The sequence below is a fragment of the Inquilinus sp. KBS0705 genome (assembly GCA_005938025.2).
In the GTDB taxonomy this organism is placed as follows: domain Bacteria; phylum Bacteroidota; class Bacteroidia; order Sphingobacteriales; family Sphingobacteriaceae; genus Mucilaginibacter.
The window spans coordinates 1,172,256-1,189,318 of the sequence record VCCI02000001.1 but is presented as its reverse complement, the minus strand read 5'-3'; the positions used below and the strand labels follow the sequence as shown (position 1 = coordinate 1,189,318).

At 42.2% G+C, this 17,063-nt stretch carries 20 protein-coding genes; 13 read left to right on the top strand and 7 right to left on the bottom strand.

The genetic code is table 11. From position 1 onward, the window contains the following. Positions 1 to 2 precede the first annotated feature (2 nt). The gene (locus FFF34_005315) at positions 3 to 1,163 is read right to left on the bottom strand and encodes an XdhC family protein (protein ID TSD66821.1); all 1,161 of its coding nucleotides are present in this window, start codon (positions 1,161 to 1,163) and stop codon (positions 3 to 5) included. Positions 1,164 to 1,300: 137 nt separating this feature from the next. Between FFF34_005315 and moaA the strand changes: the two genes are divergently transcribed. The 5 genes from moaA to FFF34_005290 all read left to right on the top strand — a co-directional run bounded on the left by moaA (position 1,301) and on the right by FFF34_005290 (position 6,237). Then, positions 1,301 to 2,290 (top strand): GTP 3',8-cyclase MoaA, encoded by a 990-nt coding sequence (gene moaA, locus FFF34_005310; GenBank protein TSD67967.1) that lies wholly within the window; start codon positions 1,301 to 1,303, stop codon positions 2,288 to 2,290. A 12-nt stretch (positions 2,291 to 2,302) separates the two neighbouring features. Beyond that, a complete protein-coding gene (locus FFF34_005305; GenBank protein TSD66820.1) occupies positions 2,303 to 3,496 on the top strand; it encodes a molybdopterin molybdotransferase MoeA in 1,194 nt (397 codons plus the stop codon). A 75-nt stretch (positions 3,497 to 3,571) separates the two neighbouring features. Continuing rightward, the gene (gene moaC, locus FFF34_005300) at positions 3,572 to 4,006 is read left to right on the top strand and encodes a cyclic pyranopterin monophosphate synthase MoaC (protein TSD67965.1); all 435 of its coding nucleotides are present in this window, start codon (positions 3,572 to 3,574) and stop codon (positions 4,004 to 4,006) included. A gap of 421 nt (positions 4,007 to 4,427) precedes the next feature. Then, complete coding sequence (locus FFF34_005295) at positions 4,428 to 5,168, top strand: molybdenum cofactor guanylyltransferase (protein ID TSD67966.1); 741 nt, start codon at positions 4,428 to 4,430, stop codon at positions 5,166 to 5,168. Then, positions 5,158 to 6,237 (top strand): thiamine biosynthesis protein, encoded by a 1,080-nt coding sequence (locus FFF34_005290; protein TSD66819.1) that lies wholly within the window; start codon positions 5,158 to 5,160, stop codon positions 6,235 to 6,237. The genes FFF34_005295 and FFF34_005290 overlap by 11 nt, the downstream gene beginning before the upstream one ends. Positions 6,238 to 6,239: 2 nt before the next feature. Here the strand turns inward: FFF34_005290 and FFF34_005285 are convergent, their stop codons facing one another. Further along, positions 6,240 to 6,662: a molybdenum cofactor biosynthesis protein MoaE gene (locus tag FFF34_005285; GenBank protein ID TSD66818.1), complete on the bottom strand. Its 423-nt coding sequence runs from the start codon at positions 6,660 to 6,662 to the stop codon at positions 6,240 to 6,242. Between the two features lie 3 nt (positions 6,663 to 6,665). Further along, positions 6,666 to 6,908: a MoaD/ThiS family protein gene (locus FFF34_005280; protein TSD66817.1), complete on the bottom strand. Its 243-nt coding sequence runs from the start codon at positions 6,906 to 6,908 to the stop codon at positions 6,666 to 6,668. 304 nt (positions 6,909 to 7,212) lie between these two features. Between FFF34_005280 and FFF34_005275 the strand changes: the two genes are divergently transcribed. Further along, positions 7,213 to 8,478 carry a HAMP domain-containing histidine kinase gene (locus tag FFF34_005275; GenBank protein ID TSD66816.1) on the top strand — a complete coding sequence of 422 codons (1,266 nt, stop codon included), beginning with the start codon at positions 7,213 to 7,215 and terminating at the stop codon, positions 8,476 to 8,478. On the opposite strand, the gene FFF34_005270 is transcribed toward FFF34_005275, so the two are convergent. Both FFF34_005270 and FFF34_005265 read right to left on the bottom strand, forming a co-directional pair. Further along, positions 8,463 to 8,867 (bottom strand): pentapeptide repeat-containing protein, encoded by a 405-nt coding sequence (locus tag FFF34_005270; GenBank protein TSD66815.1) that lies wholly within the window; start codon positions 8,865 to 8,867, stop codon positions 8,463 to 8,465. The two genes, FFF34_005275 and FFF34_005270, sit on opposite strands and share 16 nt — an antisense overlap. A gap of 92 nt (positions 8,868 to 8,959) precedes the next feature. After that, the gene (locus FFF34_005265; GenBank protein ID TSD66814.1) at positions 8,960 to 9,382 is read right to left on the bottom strand and encodes a YjbQ family protein; all 423 of its coding nucleotides are present in this window, start codon (positions 9,380 to 9,382) and stop codon (positions 8,960 to 8,962) included. A 110-nt stretch (positions 9,383 to 9,492) separates the two neighbouring features. On the opposite strand from FFF34_005265, the gene FFF34_005260 reads away from it, so the two are divergent. From FFF34_005260 to arsB, 7 genes are all read left to right on the top strand, one after another. After that, complete coding sequence (locus FFF34_005260; GenBank protein ID TSD66813.1) at positions 9,493 to 11,268, top strand: tetratricopeptide repeat protein; 1,776 nt, start codon at positions 9,493 to 9,495, stop codon at positions 11,266 to 11,268. 57 nt (positions 11,269 to 11,325) lie between these two features. Further along, on the top strand, positions 11,326 to 13,077 hold the full coding sequence (locus tag FFF34_005255) for a Bacterial alpha-L-rhamnosidase (protein TSD66812.1): 1,752 nt from the start codon (positions 11,326 to 11,328) through the stop codon (positions 13,075 to 13,077). Between the two features lie 70 nt (positions 13,078 to 13,147). Continuing rightward, positions 13,148 to 13,477 (top strand): winged helix-turn-helix transcriptional regulator, encoded by a 330-nt coding sequence (locus tag FFF34_005250; GenBank protein ID TSD66811.1) that lies wholly within the window; start codon positions 13,148 to 13,150, stop codon positions 13,475 to 13,477. Positions 13,478 to 13,518: 41 nt separating this feature from the next. Then, positions 13,519 to 14,067 carry a hypothetical protein gene (locus tag FFF34_005245; GenBank protein TSD66810.1) on the top strand — a complete coding sequence of 183 codons (549 nt, stop codon included), beginning with the start codon at positions 13,519 to 13,521 and terminating at the stop codon, positions 14,065 to 14,067. 13 nt (positions 14,068 to 14,080) lie between these two features. After that, on the top strand, positions 14,081 to 14,509 hold the full coding sequence (locus FFF34_005240) for a GNAT family N-acetyltransferase (GenBank protein TSD66809.1): 429 nt from the start codon (positions 14,081 to 14,083) through the stop codon (positions 14,507 to 14,509). Next, complete coding sequence (locus FFF34_005235; GenBank protein TSD66808.1) at positions 14,509 to 14,925, top strand: arsenate reductase ArsC; 417 nt, start codon at positions 14,509 to 14,511, stop codon at positions 14,923 to 14,925. The genes FFF34_005240 and FFF34_005235 overlap by 1 nt, the downstream gene beginning before the upstream one ends. 1 nt (position 14,926) lies before the next feature. Then, a complete protein-coding gene (gene arsB, locus FFF34_005230; GenBank protein TSD66807.1) occupies positions 14,927 to 16,000 on the top strand; it encodes an ACR3 family arsenite efflux transporter in 1,074 nt (357 codons plus the stop codon). Here arsB and FFF34_005225 read toward each other — a convergent pair. Next, positions 15,984 to 16,406, bottom strand: a complete 423-nt coding sequence (locus FFF34_005225) for a hypothetical protein (GenBank protein ID TSD66806.1) — start codon at positions 16,404 to 16,406, stop codon at positions 15,984 to 15,986. The genes arsB and FFF34_005225 overlap by 17 nt on opposite strands. Further along, positions 16,403 to 16,960: a sigma-70 family RNA polymerase sigma factor gene (locus FFF34_005220; protein TSD66805.1), complete on the bottom strand. Its 558-nt coding sequence runs from the start codon at positions 16,958 to 16,960 to the stop codon at positions 16,403 to 16,405. Before FFF34_005220 ends, FFF34_005225 begins: the two co-directional genes overlap by 4 nt. Positions 16,961 to 17,063 lie beyond the last annotated feature (103 nt).

The following is a 17,063-nucleotide window of genomic DNA, read 5'->3' as shown; positions in this document are numbered from 1 at the left end:
TACTAACTGTTATCGGGCAGTAAATGTTCTATAATTTGTTCGTCTTTACGGGTATGGATCAAAGCTTTATATTTTAACGATGCTCCGTTTCGCCTTTTTAATACAGCTTGTATCTCTGCGATAATTGAGAGCGCTATCTCTTCCGAATTTTCTGAACCAATATCTAAGCCTGCGGGGCCGTAAACATTTTGTAGTTGGTCAGCACTTATATCTGTCCCTTCGTCCCGCAATTCATCCAGCATACGGGTTAAGCGCTTTTTAGGGCCCAAAGCGCCTATGTAAGATAGGTTTAGCGTTAAAAGTTGTTTAAGGATAGCTATATCATAATTGTAGTTATGCGTCATCAGTACAAAAACTGTCCTTTCATCCGTTTTAATTTTTGATAAGGCATCATCGGGCCGTGCAACTATCAACTTGTTGGCCAGCGGAAACCGCTCAGCAACAATATAATTGGCCCTGCCATCAATAAGGGTAATATGCCAGCCCAACGCATGGGCCAGTTGGGTAAGTGGTATAGCATCGTTACCGGCACCGACTATTATTAGCGATACTGTCGGCTGTAATAACTCAATAAAGCAAGTGTATTTATTGGCATACACGTAAGTTTTGGTAACCGAATTGCCATTCTTTAGCACATCTTTAGCATCGGCTAATAAAGCATCCTGTATAGTTGCATCCGGGAAGGTGCCCGTTACCTGTTCATCTTTATTCATTAATGCGCAGGTACCCGGCTGTGCCGATTGTTTGTCATTCAGGTTAAAAATAGTTATCAAAACCACCGGCTCGCGTTTGCCTAAAAACAATTTCAACAAGTTTACAGGGTTATTTTCTACTCCGGGGTTAATAGGCTCAATCAGGATATGAATAATACCGTTACAGCCCAGCCCAACACCCAATTTGGCATCATCATCATCGGTGGTATCATAAGTAACCAGCATTGGCTTTTGCTGCACCATTACTAAACGGGCCTTGCGCAGGGCATCGCCCTCTAAACAGCCCCCGCTTATAGCCCCGGTAAGCTGCCCGTCGTCGGTTATCAGCATACGGGCTCCTGCACGGCGGTATGATGAGCCTTCTACATGCACTACTGTAGCTAATGCGGTTTGTTTGCCCGCTTGCTGTGCTATATCAAATGCCTTTATAATATCTTTTAGTTCCTTCACTTACTATGCTTTATTCAAAAATATGTTTATCCTGCCATTTATTCGACACTAATAGTACATTTAAAAAACATTGTAATCGTTAACTTTACAAAACTTTGGTTAGGCTAACGCTGGCCAATTACATAATTCAGGAAGACTTGCTTTTAGATAATCACGGACGAAAGATAAATTACCTGCGCCTGGCTGTTACCGACAGGTGTAACCTGCGTTGCTTTTATTGCATGCCCGAAGATGGCCTTAACTGGCTATCGCGTAAGGAGCTTATGAGTTACGAAGAAATGATGCAGGCCTGTACGCTACTGGTTAAAATGGGTGTCGAAAAGATACGTATTACCGGTGGCGAGCCTTTTGTGCGTAAAGATATCATGCAACTGCTTACCTCAATTTCGCAGTTAGAGGGACTAAACGAGTTAAGTATTACCACTAATGGTGTTTTAACAGCGCCTTATGTGGCCGATCTTAAAAAAATAGGGGTACGGTCGGTAAACTTAAGTTTAGACACGATGGATGCCAATCGTTTTTTTGCCATAACACGGCGGGATGAGTTTAGCAACGTTATGAAAACCATGGAAGCTTTACTGATGCACGGTATAGAAGTAAAGATAAACGCCGTGGTAATGGATGGAAAAAATACCCAGGATATTATACCACTGGTTCAATTAACCAAAAACTTGCCTGTGAGTGTGCGTTTTATTGAAGAGATGCCATTTAACGGTGATGGACATAGCTACAGCGGCATCAATTGGGATTACGTAAAGATATTTGATGAGATTAGGCAGGTCTTCCCGGAAATTCAAAAAGTTACTGATCCGCAATATTCTACCGCATACAATTATCAAATACCGGGGCATAAGGGTGGCGTGGGCATTATTGCAGCGTATTCGCGTACATTTTGCGGCACCTGCAACCGCATACGCATTACCCCGCAGGGCACTTTAAAAAATTGCTTATACGACGATGGCGTGTTGAATATAAAAGACCTTATACGGGCCGGAACAAGCGATAACAAACTGCAGGACATTTTAACAGAGGCATTTAACAATCGCGAAAAGGACGGTTGGGAAGCCGAACGCAAAAGGCTGGAGAACCCTAACTTTCACGAATCTATGGCAACTATTGGCGGTTAAACTATATATAACATGACAACGGTAGAACAAGCCGAACAGATGATACTTGCCCAGCTTAAAGATTACGGCACCGAAACACTACCGTTTGAGCAAGCTTTGGGCCTGGTACTGGCCGAAGATATACAAGCCGACCGCGACCTGCCGCCTTTTAACCGGGCTACAATGGATGGAATAGCCATAAGCCACAAAGCCATTACAAAAGGCATTACTACCTTTAAAATAAAAGCTACACAAGCCGCCGGCGACGAGCCGCTGCAAATTAATGAAACAGACGAATGTATAGAGATAATGACGGGGGCCGCATTATCGGCTGAGTTAGATACGGTGATAAGGTACGAGGACATTAAAATAGCAAATGGCCATGCTAAATTAATGTTAGTCGATATAAAAAAGGGGCAAAACATTCACCAGCAGGGTAAAGATAAAAAACAAGGTGATATTGTAGCTGCAGCCAACCAGGTTATAACACCTGCCATTATTAGTTTAGCAGCATCAGTGGGGCAGGCCCAAATACTGGTTAAAACATTGCCCAGGGTAGTTATCATTTCTTCGGGCAATGAATTAGTTGATGTGGCCGATACGCCCGCTCAATATCAAATACGCCGCTCAAATAACTACACTATTAAAGCTGTTTTGCAACAACAAGGCTTACAGGCTGATATGCTGCACATACCCGATGACCTGGCAGCAACCAAACAACAAATACAATACTGCTTGCAAAGCTACGATGTGCTATTGCTGAGTGGCGGGGTATCAATGGGTAAGTTTGATTACATACCAAAAGCATTAGAAGACCTGGAAGTAGCCAAACTGTTTTATAAAGTACAACAACGCCCCGGCAAGCCTTTTTGGTTTGGCAGGCATAATAACGGCAGCCTTGTATTTGCCTTTCCGGGCAACCCTGTAGCCACGTTTATGTGCCTTCAGCGCTATTTTTTATCATGGCTTAATGCAACGCTCGGCTTACCACAAAAAGCGCCCGCATACGCTGTATTAGGCAGCAATGTTACTTTTATGCCGCAGCTTAAGTACTTTTTGCAGGTAAAGCTTAACTTTACTAAAGAGGGCTATTTAAACGCGACACCCATAGAAGGTAATGGATCAGGAGATTTTGCCAACTTAGCTGATACCGATGCTTTTATGGAGCTGCCTTTGGAAATTAATGAGTTTAAGGCAGGGGAAGTTTTTAAAGTAATAAGGTTTTAAAATATCGGTGCAATCAAATTATAATCAGTGGAATCGCAAAAATTAACGCATTTAGATAAACAGGATAACCCAGTGATGGTAGATGTATCGGCAAAGCAGGTTACGCACCGCACAGCTACCGCGCAAAGCATTGTTGTATTGCCAGATGAGGTTTTACAGTATATAAGCGGAGGCGAGCTGCAAACCAAAAAGGGAGCGGTTTTCCAAACAGCTATTATTGCAGGCATTATGGCCGCCAAAAAAACAGGCGACCTGATACCGCTTTGCCATCCGTTGGGTATGGATAATTGCCACATAACCATAAAGTTATCAGCGCAAAATGAAGTGGTGATTGAATGTACTGCCAGCATTAGCGCCAAAACAGGTATCGAAATGGAAGCCCTTGTAGGTGCATCAATAGCGGCACTTACGGTGTATGACATGTGCAAGGCCATGAGCCACGATATTGTAATTAAAGAAACCAAACTGATAGCAAAAACAGGAGGGAAGCGTGACTTTAAACGATCATAAAAAACATGCGGCAATAGCCCGCCCCGCGAATGGCAACTTTGGCCGTAATGAGTGGGCATTTGTAGGAGGGCCATGCACGGTAATTAAATTCCTTTCGGACCAGATCATAACCGCATTGTCGCCGCAATATCAATGTGCCTATGCCGATACCTCGCACAATGATGATGTAACTCAGTTACCGGGACGTTTGGCTAACGGCGCAACGTTAGATTATACCGACCAGATAAATTATACGCAACTTAATTACAAGGCAGCATTGGAGCCGTTTAAACAACGCATGCTATTTTCAGAAATAGATTTGGTGTTGGTAAATGGTAATCATCAGCAGGCAAAAGCCCAGGTAGTTATTATAGATACCAACAAGCAGGCATCATTATTAAAACGGGCAGGGCAATTAAGCAATGTGCAAATGATATTGCTGATGGATAATGCCGATGAACCATTTGATTTTATAAAAGAACTTATACCTAACTGGCAGCAATTGCCCATCTACAAAATAAACAGCGATACGGCGCAGATCATCGCATTTTTCACAGCTAAACTGGAGCAGGCCAAACCCAAACTAAATGGGCTGGTATTGGCGGGTGGTAAAAGCGCCCGTATGGGTTTTGATAAGGGAACGGTTAATTGGTACGGCAAAGAGCAACGCTACCACATGGCCGATATGCTAAAAAAGCATTGCAGCGAGGTGTTTATTTCTTGCAGGGATGCGAATCAGCAAAAAGAGATCAACCCGGACTATTTAAGCATAGCCGATACCTTTACCGGTCTAGGTCCATTTGGTGCCATACTATCGGCCTTTCGGGAGCAGCCCGATACTGCCTGGCTGGTAATAGCCTGCGATTTGCCTTTGGTAGATGGCTCCGTAATTGGAAAACTGGTAGATAGCCGCGATACTTCAACCATTGCAACGGCCTACAAAAGTCAGGTAAACGATTTTCCAGAACCTTTAATAACTATTTATGAGCCAAAGGCTTACCCAGCGTTACTTCAATTTTTAGCGCAGGGATATTCATGCCCAAGGAAGGTGCTTATTAATAATAATATTACTCTTTTGCAATCTGCCCCTGAGGATGCACTGGCAAACGTAAACACCCCCGAAGAGCTGGAAAGAATTAAACGCATATTGCATCATAAAATATCCATAACCGATGCACCCTGATCTGTTACGATATAGTTGCCAGATAGCACTCCCGGGCTTCAACGAGGCCGCTCAGCAGCTTTTACAAGGTGCAAAGGTGTTAGTGGTTGGCGCAGGTGGTTTGGGCTGCCCTGCGGCCCAATATTTAGCATCAAGCGGTATAGGCACCATAGGTATAGCCGATTATGATACCGTATCTGTTAGTAACCTGCACAGGCAAATACTATATAACCCCACAGATGTAGGTTTGTACAAAGCAGAGGTAGCCTGCCGGCGTTTACAACAGCAAAACCCTGGTATAAATATAGTACCATTTGTATTAAAGATAACATCGGGTAACGTAATGCAGATTTTGGCTGATTATGATATCGTATTAGATGGCACCGATAATTTTGAAACCCGCTACTTATTAAATGACGCAGCAGTTTTATCAGGCAAGCCTGTTGTATATGGCGCCATATATCAGTTTGAAGGCCAGGTAGCTATATGGAATACTTTAAATCCTGATGGCACACGCTCGCCAAATTACCGCGACCTGTACCCGCACGTTGATGCCACCCAAATACCCAATTGCGCCGAAGGTGGTGTTATACCTACTTTAGCCGGTATTATTGGCTGCATGCAGGCAAACGAGGTAATAAAATACATTACCCATACAGGCGAATTGCTTGCAGGCAAAGTTTTACTATTTGATGCCCTAAGTATGCAAAGCCGGGTAATAAAGATAGGTACAACTACAAATACCAATATTACCGGTTTACAAACCACAACAAGTATCCCCACAATTACAGCAGTTGAATTGCAAAAAGGCCTGGCAGACAATAACCTCCAATTAATTGATGTACGCACCAATGAGGAGCGGGAGGCATACGATATTGGAGGGCTGCATATCCCTATGGACGAATTAGAAGATAGCCTGGATAAATTAAGTGCTGATGAAACCTGGGTTTTATACTGCGCAAGTGGTAAAAGGAGCGGGGAGGCGGTAAAATTGATCTTAGATAAATTACCCGGTCTTAAAGTATTCTCACTTGCCAATGGCCTAAAAAGCTGGGTGGAGCTTAATCGGCTAATAGCTGATAGGTCTTAATGCTAAGGATGTGCCGCCACCCAAACTTCGCCGTCCTCAAACAACTCTTTTTTCCAGATTGGTACGGTTTGTTTTAGGGTATCAATAATGTAGCGGCAGGCATCAAAAGCAGCATCGCGGTGGGCGGCAGATACCGCTATTATCACGGGTACTTCGCCAACTAATAGTGTTCCCGTACGGTGATGAATCAATATCTTTTGCACCGGCCATTTTTCAAAAGCCTGCAGAGCTATTTTGTTCATCTCATTGATTGCCATTTGATTATAGGCTTCAAATTCAAGCTTTAATACAGTCTTACCTTTAGTGGTATTGCGTACCGTCCCAATAAATACATCAATGCCACCACTCTCCGGCGACATGATCCAATCGATACATTCGGCGGCATTTAACGGAATGTCTAATATCTCTATCCGGGTATTAATCATTGGCTATCCTCCGCTAACTGGTGGTATAATAGCAACCTCATCACGGTCGTTAATAATGCTGTCATCTTGCGCGTACTGGTTATTTACAGCCACCATGTACGATGCCAGTTGCCTTAGCCTTGGGTACTTATTTTCAAGTATGTTTTTAAGTGAAGCGGTATCTGCATTAGCGGGCAGATCAACCGATATGGATGACCCACCAAAAATATCTTTCGCAATACCAAAAGCCAGTATATTAATATTCATAGTTTATTAAGACAAATATGCAACATTCTTGTTCAACATACGTAATAGGGGGTTAATTACAAAAATCGCTCAATGCATATACCTGCCTTGAGTTGATCACAAAAAGGCACGATTAAAAGGCATCATTTAATTGTAAATCAATTAATTAATAATATTTATATTACAAGTAAATTTTGTAATTTTATCTCGCATCATCATCTTAATAATTATTAAAAAGTTAGTTCTACTTTGGGAAAAGCTGACAGGGAAAAATGGACATTTCTCGCTGGAGGCCCGTATTTTTCATGCTGTTTGCATCATATCTATGGTGATGCTAAGCATAAACATTCCCATAAACTACATTATTCAGGCGCCTTTACTTTCGCTTTTAATGCTGGGTATATTTACAGTTGTAGGTTTTATTTACTACAACTCACGCATGAACCGGCAGCTTAATTCCAGCATATTTATATTCGGGGTGTTAAGTAACTTCTTCTTTATAGTCAACTATTTTTATAATGGTGGTGTAAACGGGCCAAGTCTGCAGGTATTTATACTTTCTTTTTTCCTGATCATCGCTATAGCACCAAAAAATCAATATTGGTTTTGGATACCGCAAAATATGGTAACTGTGGTTGCACTGTTGTTAATAGATCACAGCCACCCCGAATGGATAAAAAGCGTTTATCCTACTCAAACAGACCGTTTTATTGATTTTGGCTATTCTTACATCGCTATTACCGGTATTATTTGCCTGGTAATTTTATATGTGCGCAATAATTACCAGGAACAGCAAGCCAAGCTTAAGAAAGAAGCCCTTGAGCTTGAAATGGCTAACGAAACAAAAAACAAGTTGTTATCTGTTGTTGCACACGATTTAAGGGCGCCATTAAGCTCGATACAAAGCTATCTTGAAATACTGGCCGAGTACAAGCTGGATGAAGATGAAAAAAAGAGCATAGAGCAGGACCTTTTAGAAAAGACAAAACACACCGGCGATATGCTTTCTAACTTGCTATCGTGGACGATGAACCAGATGGATGGTGTATCTGTTCATTTAAAAAACACTTATCTTAACGATACCTTAAAGGGGATTATCCAGCTACAGCAATCATTAGCACGTGATAAGGGTATTGAGTTGCGAAACAATATAAAAGATACCGTTTGCGTAATGGCTGATGCCAATATGCTGCAGTTGGTTGTACGCAATTTAATAAGCAATGCTATAAAATTCACCCCGCCGGGCGGCGAGATATCGCTTACCACCGAAATACGCGAAGCCGACTGCTTTTTGATCATCAGGGATAATGGTATTGGTATATCGGGCGATAGACGCGACGATATTTTTTCGCTAAAAACAAAATCGACCTATGGCACCAAAAACGAAAAAGGCGCCGGCTTGGGTTTAGTACTGTGTAAAGAATTTACCGAGTTACAACAAGGTAAAATTTGGTTTGAAAGTTTAGCCCGTGAAGGCACCGCATTTTACATTAGCCTAAAACGATGTGGGTTTGTAGAGACAAGCACCGTTATTGATAACCAAAACACTGCTGCTTATCCTACAGGTAAAAAAAGCTACTTTTCCTCGTAAGCTGTAAACAGATCTGTTACCAGCACACCGTTAATTTTCATACCCGATATATTGCATTGGCTTATGCTTACGCCTGACAGATCGCAAATAAGTATTTCGCTGCCATTCAGGTCGCAATTTTCAAACTTTAAGGGGCGCTGTTTGGCATTAGCGTCATAGTGGGGGTGCCCTTTGGGCGGCATACCTATATTGTGGATGTAAGCGCCGCCCAGTTGCGCACTCGCAATTTCAATATCGCTTAGGTTTGCGTCGGTAATTTTAACATTAATAGCTGCAATGTCATTAAATACTGTACCATTTAAGCACGAGGTAGTGATACTTGAATTTTGCAGCATAGCCTCGTTAACATCCAGCTGCCTGGCGGTTCTTTTTATTTCTAATACTTCCATATTGGCTTTTTTTAACAAATATCATAAAAGCACCGGCTTAAGTGTAAGGTGTTATTGCGCCAAATTGCAGGTAGTTTTGCGACTACAAAAATCTATTGGCCCCAGGCTGTAATAACTAAACTACGGTAGCCGCCGTGGTTGCGGTGTTCACACAAGTATATCCCTTGCCAGGTACCCAGGGCCAGGCGTCCGTTGCTTATTGGTATGGTTACTGTGCAACCCAGCATAGCTGCCTTTAAATGCGCCGGCATATCGTCGGGCCCTTCGTCGTCATGTAAATAATCGGGATCTTTCTCGGGCACGGCTTTATTAAAATACATTTCAAAATCCTGCCTTACCGTTGGGTCGGCATTTTCGTTAATGCTGAGCGATGCCGATGTATGCTGAATAAAGACCTGGCAAATACCTGTTTTAATGTCGGCTATTTCGGGTATGGCGTTGATCACATCGCGGGTAATTATATGAAAACCGCGCTTTTTGGGGCTAATGTCTATTTTATGTTGGTAAATATTCATGGTTCTGTTTAACGCATAAAGTTATTTATAATATAAGCATTACTGTATTTGTGAGTATAAATAACTATGTTTAGTTAACTATTGTAAACAACCTTAACTGAGGATATTATATGAAGAGACCCTTACTTTTCGTTGCTGTTTTATTACTATGCTACACTTCCTCAATGGCACAAACCACGCGCCAATTAATTGATTCAGCCCGGGCGTATAAAAGTAAGGATTTCGCAAAAGTTATTTCATTTGCAACTAAAGCATATGATCAATCAATAGCCTCTCGGCAAACCAAGCTTGCCGGCGAAAGTGCGTTTATGCGCGGAGTAGGGAATTACCTGTCTGGTAAGTACGAAGAATCGTTACGATGGTATTTAGAATCGGAACATCAATATCTTACTATAAACGATAATACAGGCCTGGCCGAACTGTATGCAGATATGACCGTATTTTACCTGGGCGTTAAAAAAATAGAAGAGTCTGATGCTATCAGTAAAAAGGCGGTAAAATATGCATTGTTAACCAATGACAAAGAGCGGCTTTCGACAGCCATAAATAACCGCGGTTTGATGTTTTTGGATGGCGGTAAAATAGATAGTGCAGCAACTTATTTTAAAAAAAGCTACACGCTATATAAAGCCATTAACGACAAGGTAGGCATGTCGTACAGTTTAGATTACCTTTCATCAGCCCTGGCCGAGCAAAAGCAATACCAACCAGCCCTAAAAGCGTTGAACGAAAGCATGAAGCTGCGTGCCGGCGTAGGCGATAAAACCGGCGAAGCTATTGCTATAAATAACATAGGCGAACTATATTTAAAGCAAAACAAACCCGCCTCCGCTATCCCTTACTTTAGCGAAGCTATTGTTAAGGCTCAGGCTATAAATTACACCGAACTTGAAATATATTGCTATAGCCAATTAGCACAAACCTATGCCATGTTGGGAAACTACAACCAGGCCTTTAAAGCGCAAAGCAAATACCTGGATCTGAACCAAAAAATGCAGGATAAGCGGCGAATAAAGGATATGGAGGAGCTGCAAACCAAATACGAAACCAATAAAAAAGAGCAGCAAAACAAACTATTAAGTGCACAGTACAAAGAGCAGCAAATTATTTTAAGCCGTAACCGCATAGGTATAATAGCACTCGCCATAACCATACTATTGGTTATCGTACTATTTTACTTATTATACAATAGGTACAGGCTTAACCAGCAAGCGCGTTTTAAGGATGCCATGCTTGAAGAACAGCGGCTACGTGCACAAAGTATAATGGATGCCGAGGAGAACGAGCGCCAGCGCCTTGCCCGTGAGTTGCACGATGGTATAGGCCAATTACTTTGCACCGTGCGCAGGCAGGTGGAGTTTGCCAATGAGGGCGCACCCGACAATACCGGTGATGACGTACTAAAAATGCTTGATGAATCGATAAAAGAAGTGCGCGATCTGAGCCACAGCATGATGCCGCCTTACATCCTTAATAAAAGCTTAAAGGAAGTAATTGAAGAATTTATTGACCGGGTTAACTACACCAATAAATTACAGATACATACCGAATGGGTTAGCGCCGATAAACTTGATATTGATAAAACGGCTACATTAATGCTTTATCGCAGCATTCAGGAGATCGTATCAAACATATTTAAGCATGCTAAAGCCAGCAGCATACATATTGAACTGGTAAACCATGGCGACGAACTAAACCTGATGATAATAGATGATGGTGTAGGTTTTGATAAAGACACAATTCTTAACTCTGGCAAAGGCCTGGGGTTAAAAAACATTCAGTCGCGTATTGCGTATATAGGTGGCAGTTTAAACGTCGATACTATGCCGGGCAGGGGGGTAACCTATATCATAGAATTGCCATTAAATGCCAAACAAAGCGCTTAAACATCAGGTTGCATCTACAGCATATTCTGCTTACAATTGTAACTTACAAAGGTGTTAATGAAGAAATTTTCGGCTATAACCTGTTTCCTATTTGCTTATGTATTATCTGCCAACGCACAATTGCCGCCTGTATTTAGCAAAACAAGGGCAAATCAGTCGCGCGCAGAGGAACTGGTGCGTAAATACCTGCCACCGGTACGCATTTTATGGCGATCGGATAGTAACAGCATACGCAATGCTGAAACACTGCTTAAAGTTGGAAAAGGCCAGGCCGACCTAAGCGGTAAAGACCTGTGTATATTAAAAAACAAAGCAGGCATTTTACTTGATTACGGTAAAGAGCTTCATGGCGGCCTGCAACTGATCACCGATCAATCTAAAGGCGGCAAACCTATCCGCATACGGCTAAGATTTGGCGAATCGGCCGCCGAAGCGATGTCTGATATTGCCGATAACACAAAAAATGCTACTAACGACCATGCCATGCGCGATTACATTGTGGCTGTGCCCTGGTTGGGTAAACTGGAAGTGGGCAATACCGGCTTCCGTTTTGTAAGGATAGATTTGGTGGATGATAATGCCGAACTAAAGCTAAAGGAAGCCAATGCCATTTTTATTTACCGCGATATACCTTACCTGGGCAGCTTTAATTGCAGCGATACCCTATTAAATAAAATTTGGATGACCGGTGCTTACACCGTTCACCTAAATATGCAGGATTACCTTTGGGACGGCATTAAACGCGACAGATTAGTTTGGGTAGGCGATATGCACCCAGAAACATCAACGATAGCGGCGGTGTTTGGCAATAACGATGTGGTAACCAAAAGCCTCGACCTGGCAAAAAACATTACCCCACTGCCCGAGTATATGAACGGTATGGTTTCCTATTCGATGTGGTGGATACTGATACAGCGCGACTGGTACATGCACAACGGGAATCTGGCCTATCTTAAACAGCAAAAAACTTATTTAAATGGCTTACTTAATCACTATTTACAAAAAATAGATAACAACAACAGCGAACAACTAAACGATGGCACGCGCTTTTTAGACTGGCCATCAAGCGAGGACCCTAAAGCTATACACGCAGGTTTACAGGCCATGCTGATAATGACCCTACAGGCAGGCGCCGAATTAAGCCACACCTTGCAGGATGAAGCCATGGTGGCTAAATGCAATGCCGCTATTAAAAAACTAAAGCGTAATGTGCCCGATGCTAATAATTCCAAACAAGCGGCGGCTCTGTTGGCCCTATCCGGCTTGATGCCTGCTAAGGATGCTGATAAACTGTTGTCTGTTGACGGCGTTCACCGTTTCTCCACCTTTTTTGGCTATTACATGTTACAGGCAAAAGCAAAAGCAAACAATTACCAGGGTGGGATAGATGCCATAAGGCAATACTGGGGGCCAATGCTTTATTTGGGTGCAACAACATTTTGGGAAGATTTTGATTTAAACTGGCTGCCCAATGCATCGCGTATTGACGAATTGGTACCGGCGGGTAAAAAAGACATTCATGGCGATTATGGTGCTTATTGCTACAAAGGCTACCGGCATAGCCTTAGCCATGGCTGGGCATCGGGGCCAACACCCTGGCTAACCGAGCACGTTTTAGGGATAAAAGTAGTTAGCGCAGGGTGCCGTGTAATTAAAATAAAGCCCCATCTTGGCGATCTTACTTTTGCCGAGGGTACATACCCAACGCCATATGGTATAGTTAAAATAAAGCATATTAAACAAGCCAACGGCACTATCAAAACCACAGTAAGCGGACCTAAACAAGTGAAGCTTATTATCGGTAGTTAGCAAAACCGGATAAAAAAATCAAAATATTCTTGCATTATTTATATTAATCGTAATATTGCAATATATAAATATGGGACTCACCAAAACAGAAATATTCACCGACGAGCAAAACCAGTTGGCTACCGCTTTAAAGGCCATAGCACACCCTGCACGTATTGCCATATTGCAGCAAATAATAAAAGCCAAAGCTTGTATTTGCGGCGATTTGGTAACAGAGGTAGGCCTGGCACAGGCAACCATATCGCAGCACCTACGCGAGCTTAAATCGGCGGGTATTATTCAAGGCACAATAGAAGGAGTGAGCGTTTGCTACTGCATTAACCCTGTGGTTTGGGACAAATTGGGCAAAACATTAGGCAGTTTTTTTGCCACCGCGGATACAAATAATAACTGCTGTTAAAATTTTTTTAATCACATATATCGCAATATTACGATTACAATATGGAAACATTAAACTGGGAAAGCTTTAAAACCGCATTATTAAATAATACCACACAATACTTGCAGTTTCAGTATGCGGCAGATAAATGGGTAGACGCATCTTACCATATCACCGAAATTAAACAAGCGCCCATCACGTCTGTTGACTGCGGCGGAGTAATGAACAATTGGACAGAAGTTATAGTGCAACTTTGGGAGCCCGTTGATGCAAAGCAAGACAAGCCTATGAAAGTAGAAAAGGCTTTAAGTATCATTAACCTGGTTGAAAAAGCATTGCCTTTAGATAAGGCAGCCATTGTTAAGATAGAATTTGGCAATTCGCAGTTTGATACCAGGCAAATGGTCCCTTCAGCTATCATAAATGAATGCGAGAATTTGATTATTGACCTGCGCCCCGATATTACCCAATGTAAAGCCATTAACCGGGGCGGTAGCTGCGGCACAACCGATACCGGGGAAGAATGCTGCACACCTGCCAAACCAAAATTACAGTTAGTAAACCTTGCAACCACAACCGAGTGCTGTAAACCAGGTTCGGCGTGTTGTTAATTAAAATATAAGTATGCAATTCGAAAAAGCAGACCAACACAAAGCCGAAGTAATTGCGCTGTTAGAGACCCAAAAGCTGCCCGCTGCCGACTTACCCGCCTTGCTTGATAACTTTACAGTTGCCGTTGACCACGATGGATTAAAAGGCGTAATAGGCCTTGAAATTTATGGGAGTTATGGTTTACTACGCTCGCTTGCTGTTGATGAGAAACACCGTGATAAGGGCATAGCTTCGGGCTTACTTCAACAGCTGGAAACTGACGCCGCCCAAAAGGGCTTAAAGGCCATATACCTGCTTACCGAAACCGCACAAAGCTATTTTGAACGCAAAGGTTACGAGCATGTTGCCCGAATGGATATCGCCGAAGCGGTAAAGGCATCATCCGAGTTTAGTCATGTTTGTCCACAATCTGCCATTGCGATGGTAAAATATATCAATTAATGAAAAATGTATTAGTGTTATGCACCGGCAATAGTTGCCGCAGCCAGCTTGCCGAAAGTTATTTACGCCATTTTGCAGGTAATCGGGCCAATATCTACAGCGCCGGTATAGAAACCCATGGCGTTAACCCTAAAGCCATACAAGTAATGGCCGAAGACCACTTGGATATATCGGCACATACCTCAAACCATGTGGATGAGTATTTGGCTATCCCGTTTGATTATGTGATAACCGTGTGCGATAATGCCAACGAGGCTTGTCCGTATTTCCCTGGCAACGTAAAACGCTTTCACTATAACTTCCCCGACCCTGCAAAAGCGAAGGGTACCGATGATGAGGTAATGGATGAGTTTAGAAGGGTAAGGAATATGATAAAAGTTTACGCTCAAGATTTTGTAAAAGAAAACATCAACTAATATGTCGGCAAATACCTGTGCTCCTGTGGCCGAACGTAAAAAACTTGGCTTTTTAGACCGCTATTTAACCCTTTGGATATTCCTGGCAATGGCTATAGGAGTGGGTACCGGATACTTTATTCCCTCTTCATCGGTTTTTATCAATTCTTTTTCAAGCGGTACCACCAATATACCTTTGGCTATAGGGCTTATATTGATGATGTACCCGCCATTGGCCAAGGTAAAATACGAGAAAATGGGAGAGGTGTTTAAAGATACTAAAGTGCTAAGTGCCTCGCTGCTGCTTAATTGGGTGATTGGCCCTATACTGATGTTTGTTTTAGCGATAACGCTACTGCGCAACCACCCCGCCTATATGGTTGGGTTAATATTGATTGGCCTTGCCCGCTGCATAGCGATGGTAGTAGTTTGGAACGAATTGGCCGAAGGCAACCGCGAATACGCCGCAGGCCTGATAGCGTTAAACAGCATTTTCCAGGTGTTGCTTTATAGCGTTTATGCGTATATTTTTATAACCGTATTGCCGCCATTATTTGGTTTAAAAGGCCTTGCTGTTAACATTAGCATCAACCAGATAGCTAAAAGTGTGGGCATATATCTGGGGATTCCATTTGCGGCGGGTATCATCAGCCGTTATACTTTGATCAAGCTAAAAGGCGAGGATTGGTTTCAAAACAAATACGTGCCGTTTATATCGCCTGTAACCTTAATAGCCTTGTTATTTACCATAATAGTAATGTTTAGCTTAAAGGGCAACCTTATAGTACAGATACCTTTTGATGTGATCCGCATAGCCATACCGCTGGTTATTTATTTCGCCATTATGTTTGTATTGAGCTTTTTTACAGGCAAATACTTTGGTGCCGATTATTCGAGGAGCACATCTATTGCCTTTACAGCAACGGGCAATAATTTTGAACTGGCCATAGCGGTGGCCATTGGTGTATTTGGCATTAACTCGGGAGAGGCTTTTGCCGGTGTTATAGGGCCATTGGTTGAGGTGCCAGCACTTATTGCTTTGGTTAACCTGGCGTTTTGGTTCAGGAAAAAGTATTATACTACGCCAGCCCTTTAGGCTCTTTTACCAATTTCTGATCAATATACTGTATAAGCAGCAGGCTTACTATTATAAACACTATTGCCCATTTATATGGTGCCATTTCAAACTTTAAACTCCAGCTTACTTGCTTGTTGGTTTTAATAAGCAAGTAATAAATTGCAGTGCATCCTGCCGTAAAAACAGCAGCAATGATCATAAAAAACTGTATCAAATTATCACGTTGGGCCTTGGCTTGTACCTGCCGGGCAACTTTTGCTGCAAAGTTGGCAGGCAGGGTAAACTCCGGCTCCCTGTTCAATTCGCTAAATAAAAGCTGGTAAGCTTTAAAATCGTTTTTTTGAGCAGCAGGCACATTATTGCCATTTGGCTTATCGCTACCTTCCATCATTCGCTGTAAATCCTCGTCGGTTAGCTCTTTCATATTTGGTCGTTATTAATATCCCTTTGTATTTTATCCTTTAATAATTTGCGTGCCCTTGATAGGTAACTTTTTATGGTCCCCTCGGGCATACCCGTTATTTTTTCAATCTCCAATAAGCTAAACTCGTTTAAATGATACAACGTAATTACTGTACGGTACTGTACCGGCAGTTGCGTAATTAAAGCGTTTATATAAGCCGATGTATCTTTTTTGGTTAACAACAGCTCCGGGGTATCATTTGTAAAATGATAATTATCCAGGTTGTCGTTATTGTCGCTATACTTATCGTTTTTATTCTTTTTTAAATGGTTAACGGCTGTAAGGTAGGCTATACGGGCTATCCAGGTTGATAGTTTAGACTGAAACTGAAAGCCATGCAGGCTTTTGTGCACTTTAATAAAAACCTCCTGGCATATATCCTGCTTATCTTCGGTGTGGCTAACCATACGGTTAACTACGTAAAAAACAAGCTTTTGATATTGTTTTACCAATTGCTCAAAAGACCTTATATTGCCTTTTAATATATTGGAAACAACCTCCCTTTCATTAAACATGCCTAAGTAGTCACGGGTTACTGCATAAAGGTTGCAATAAAAATCTTAATTATTTGCAACCCGCCATACGCAATGCTTGACTAATGGAGTAAATCATTTAAAA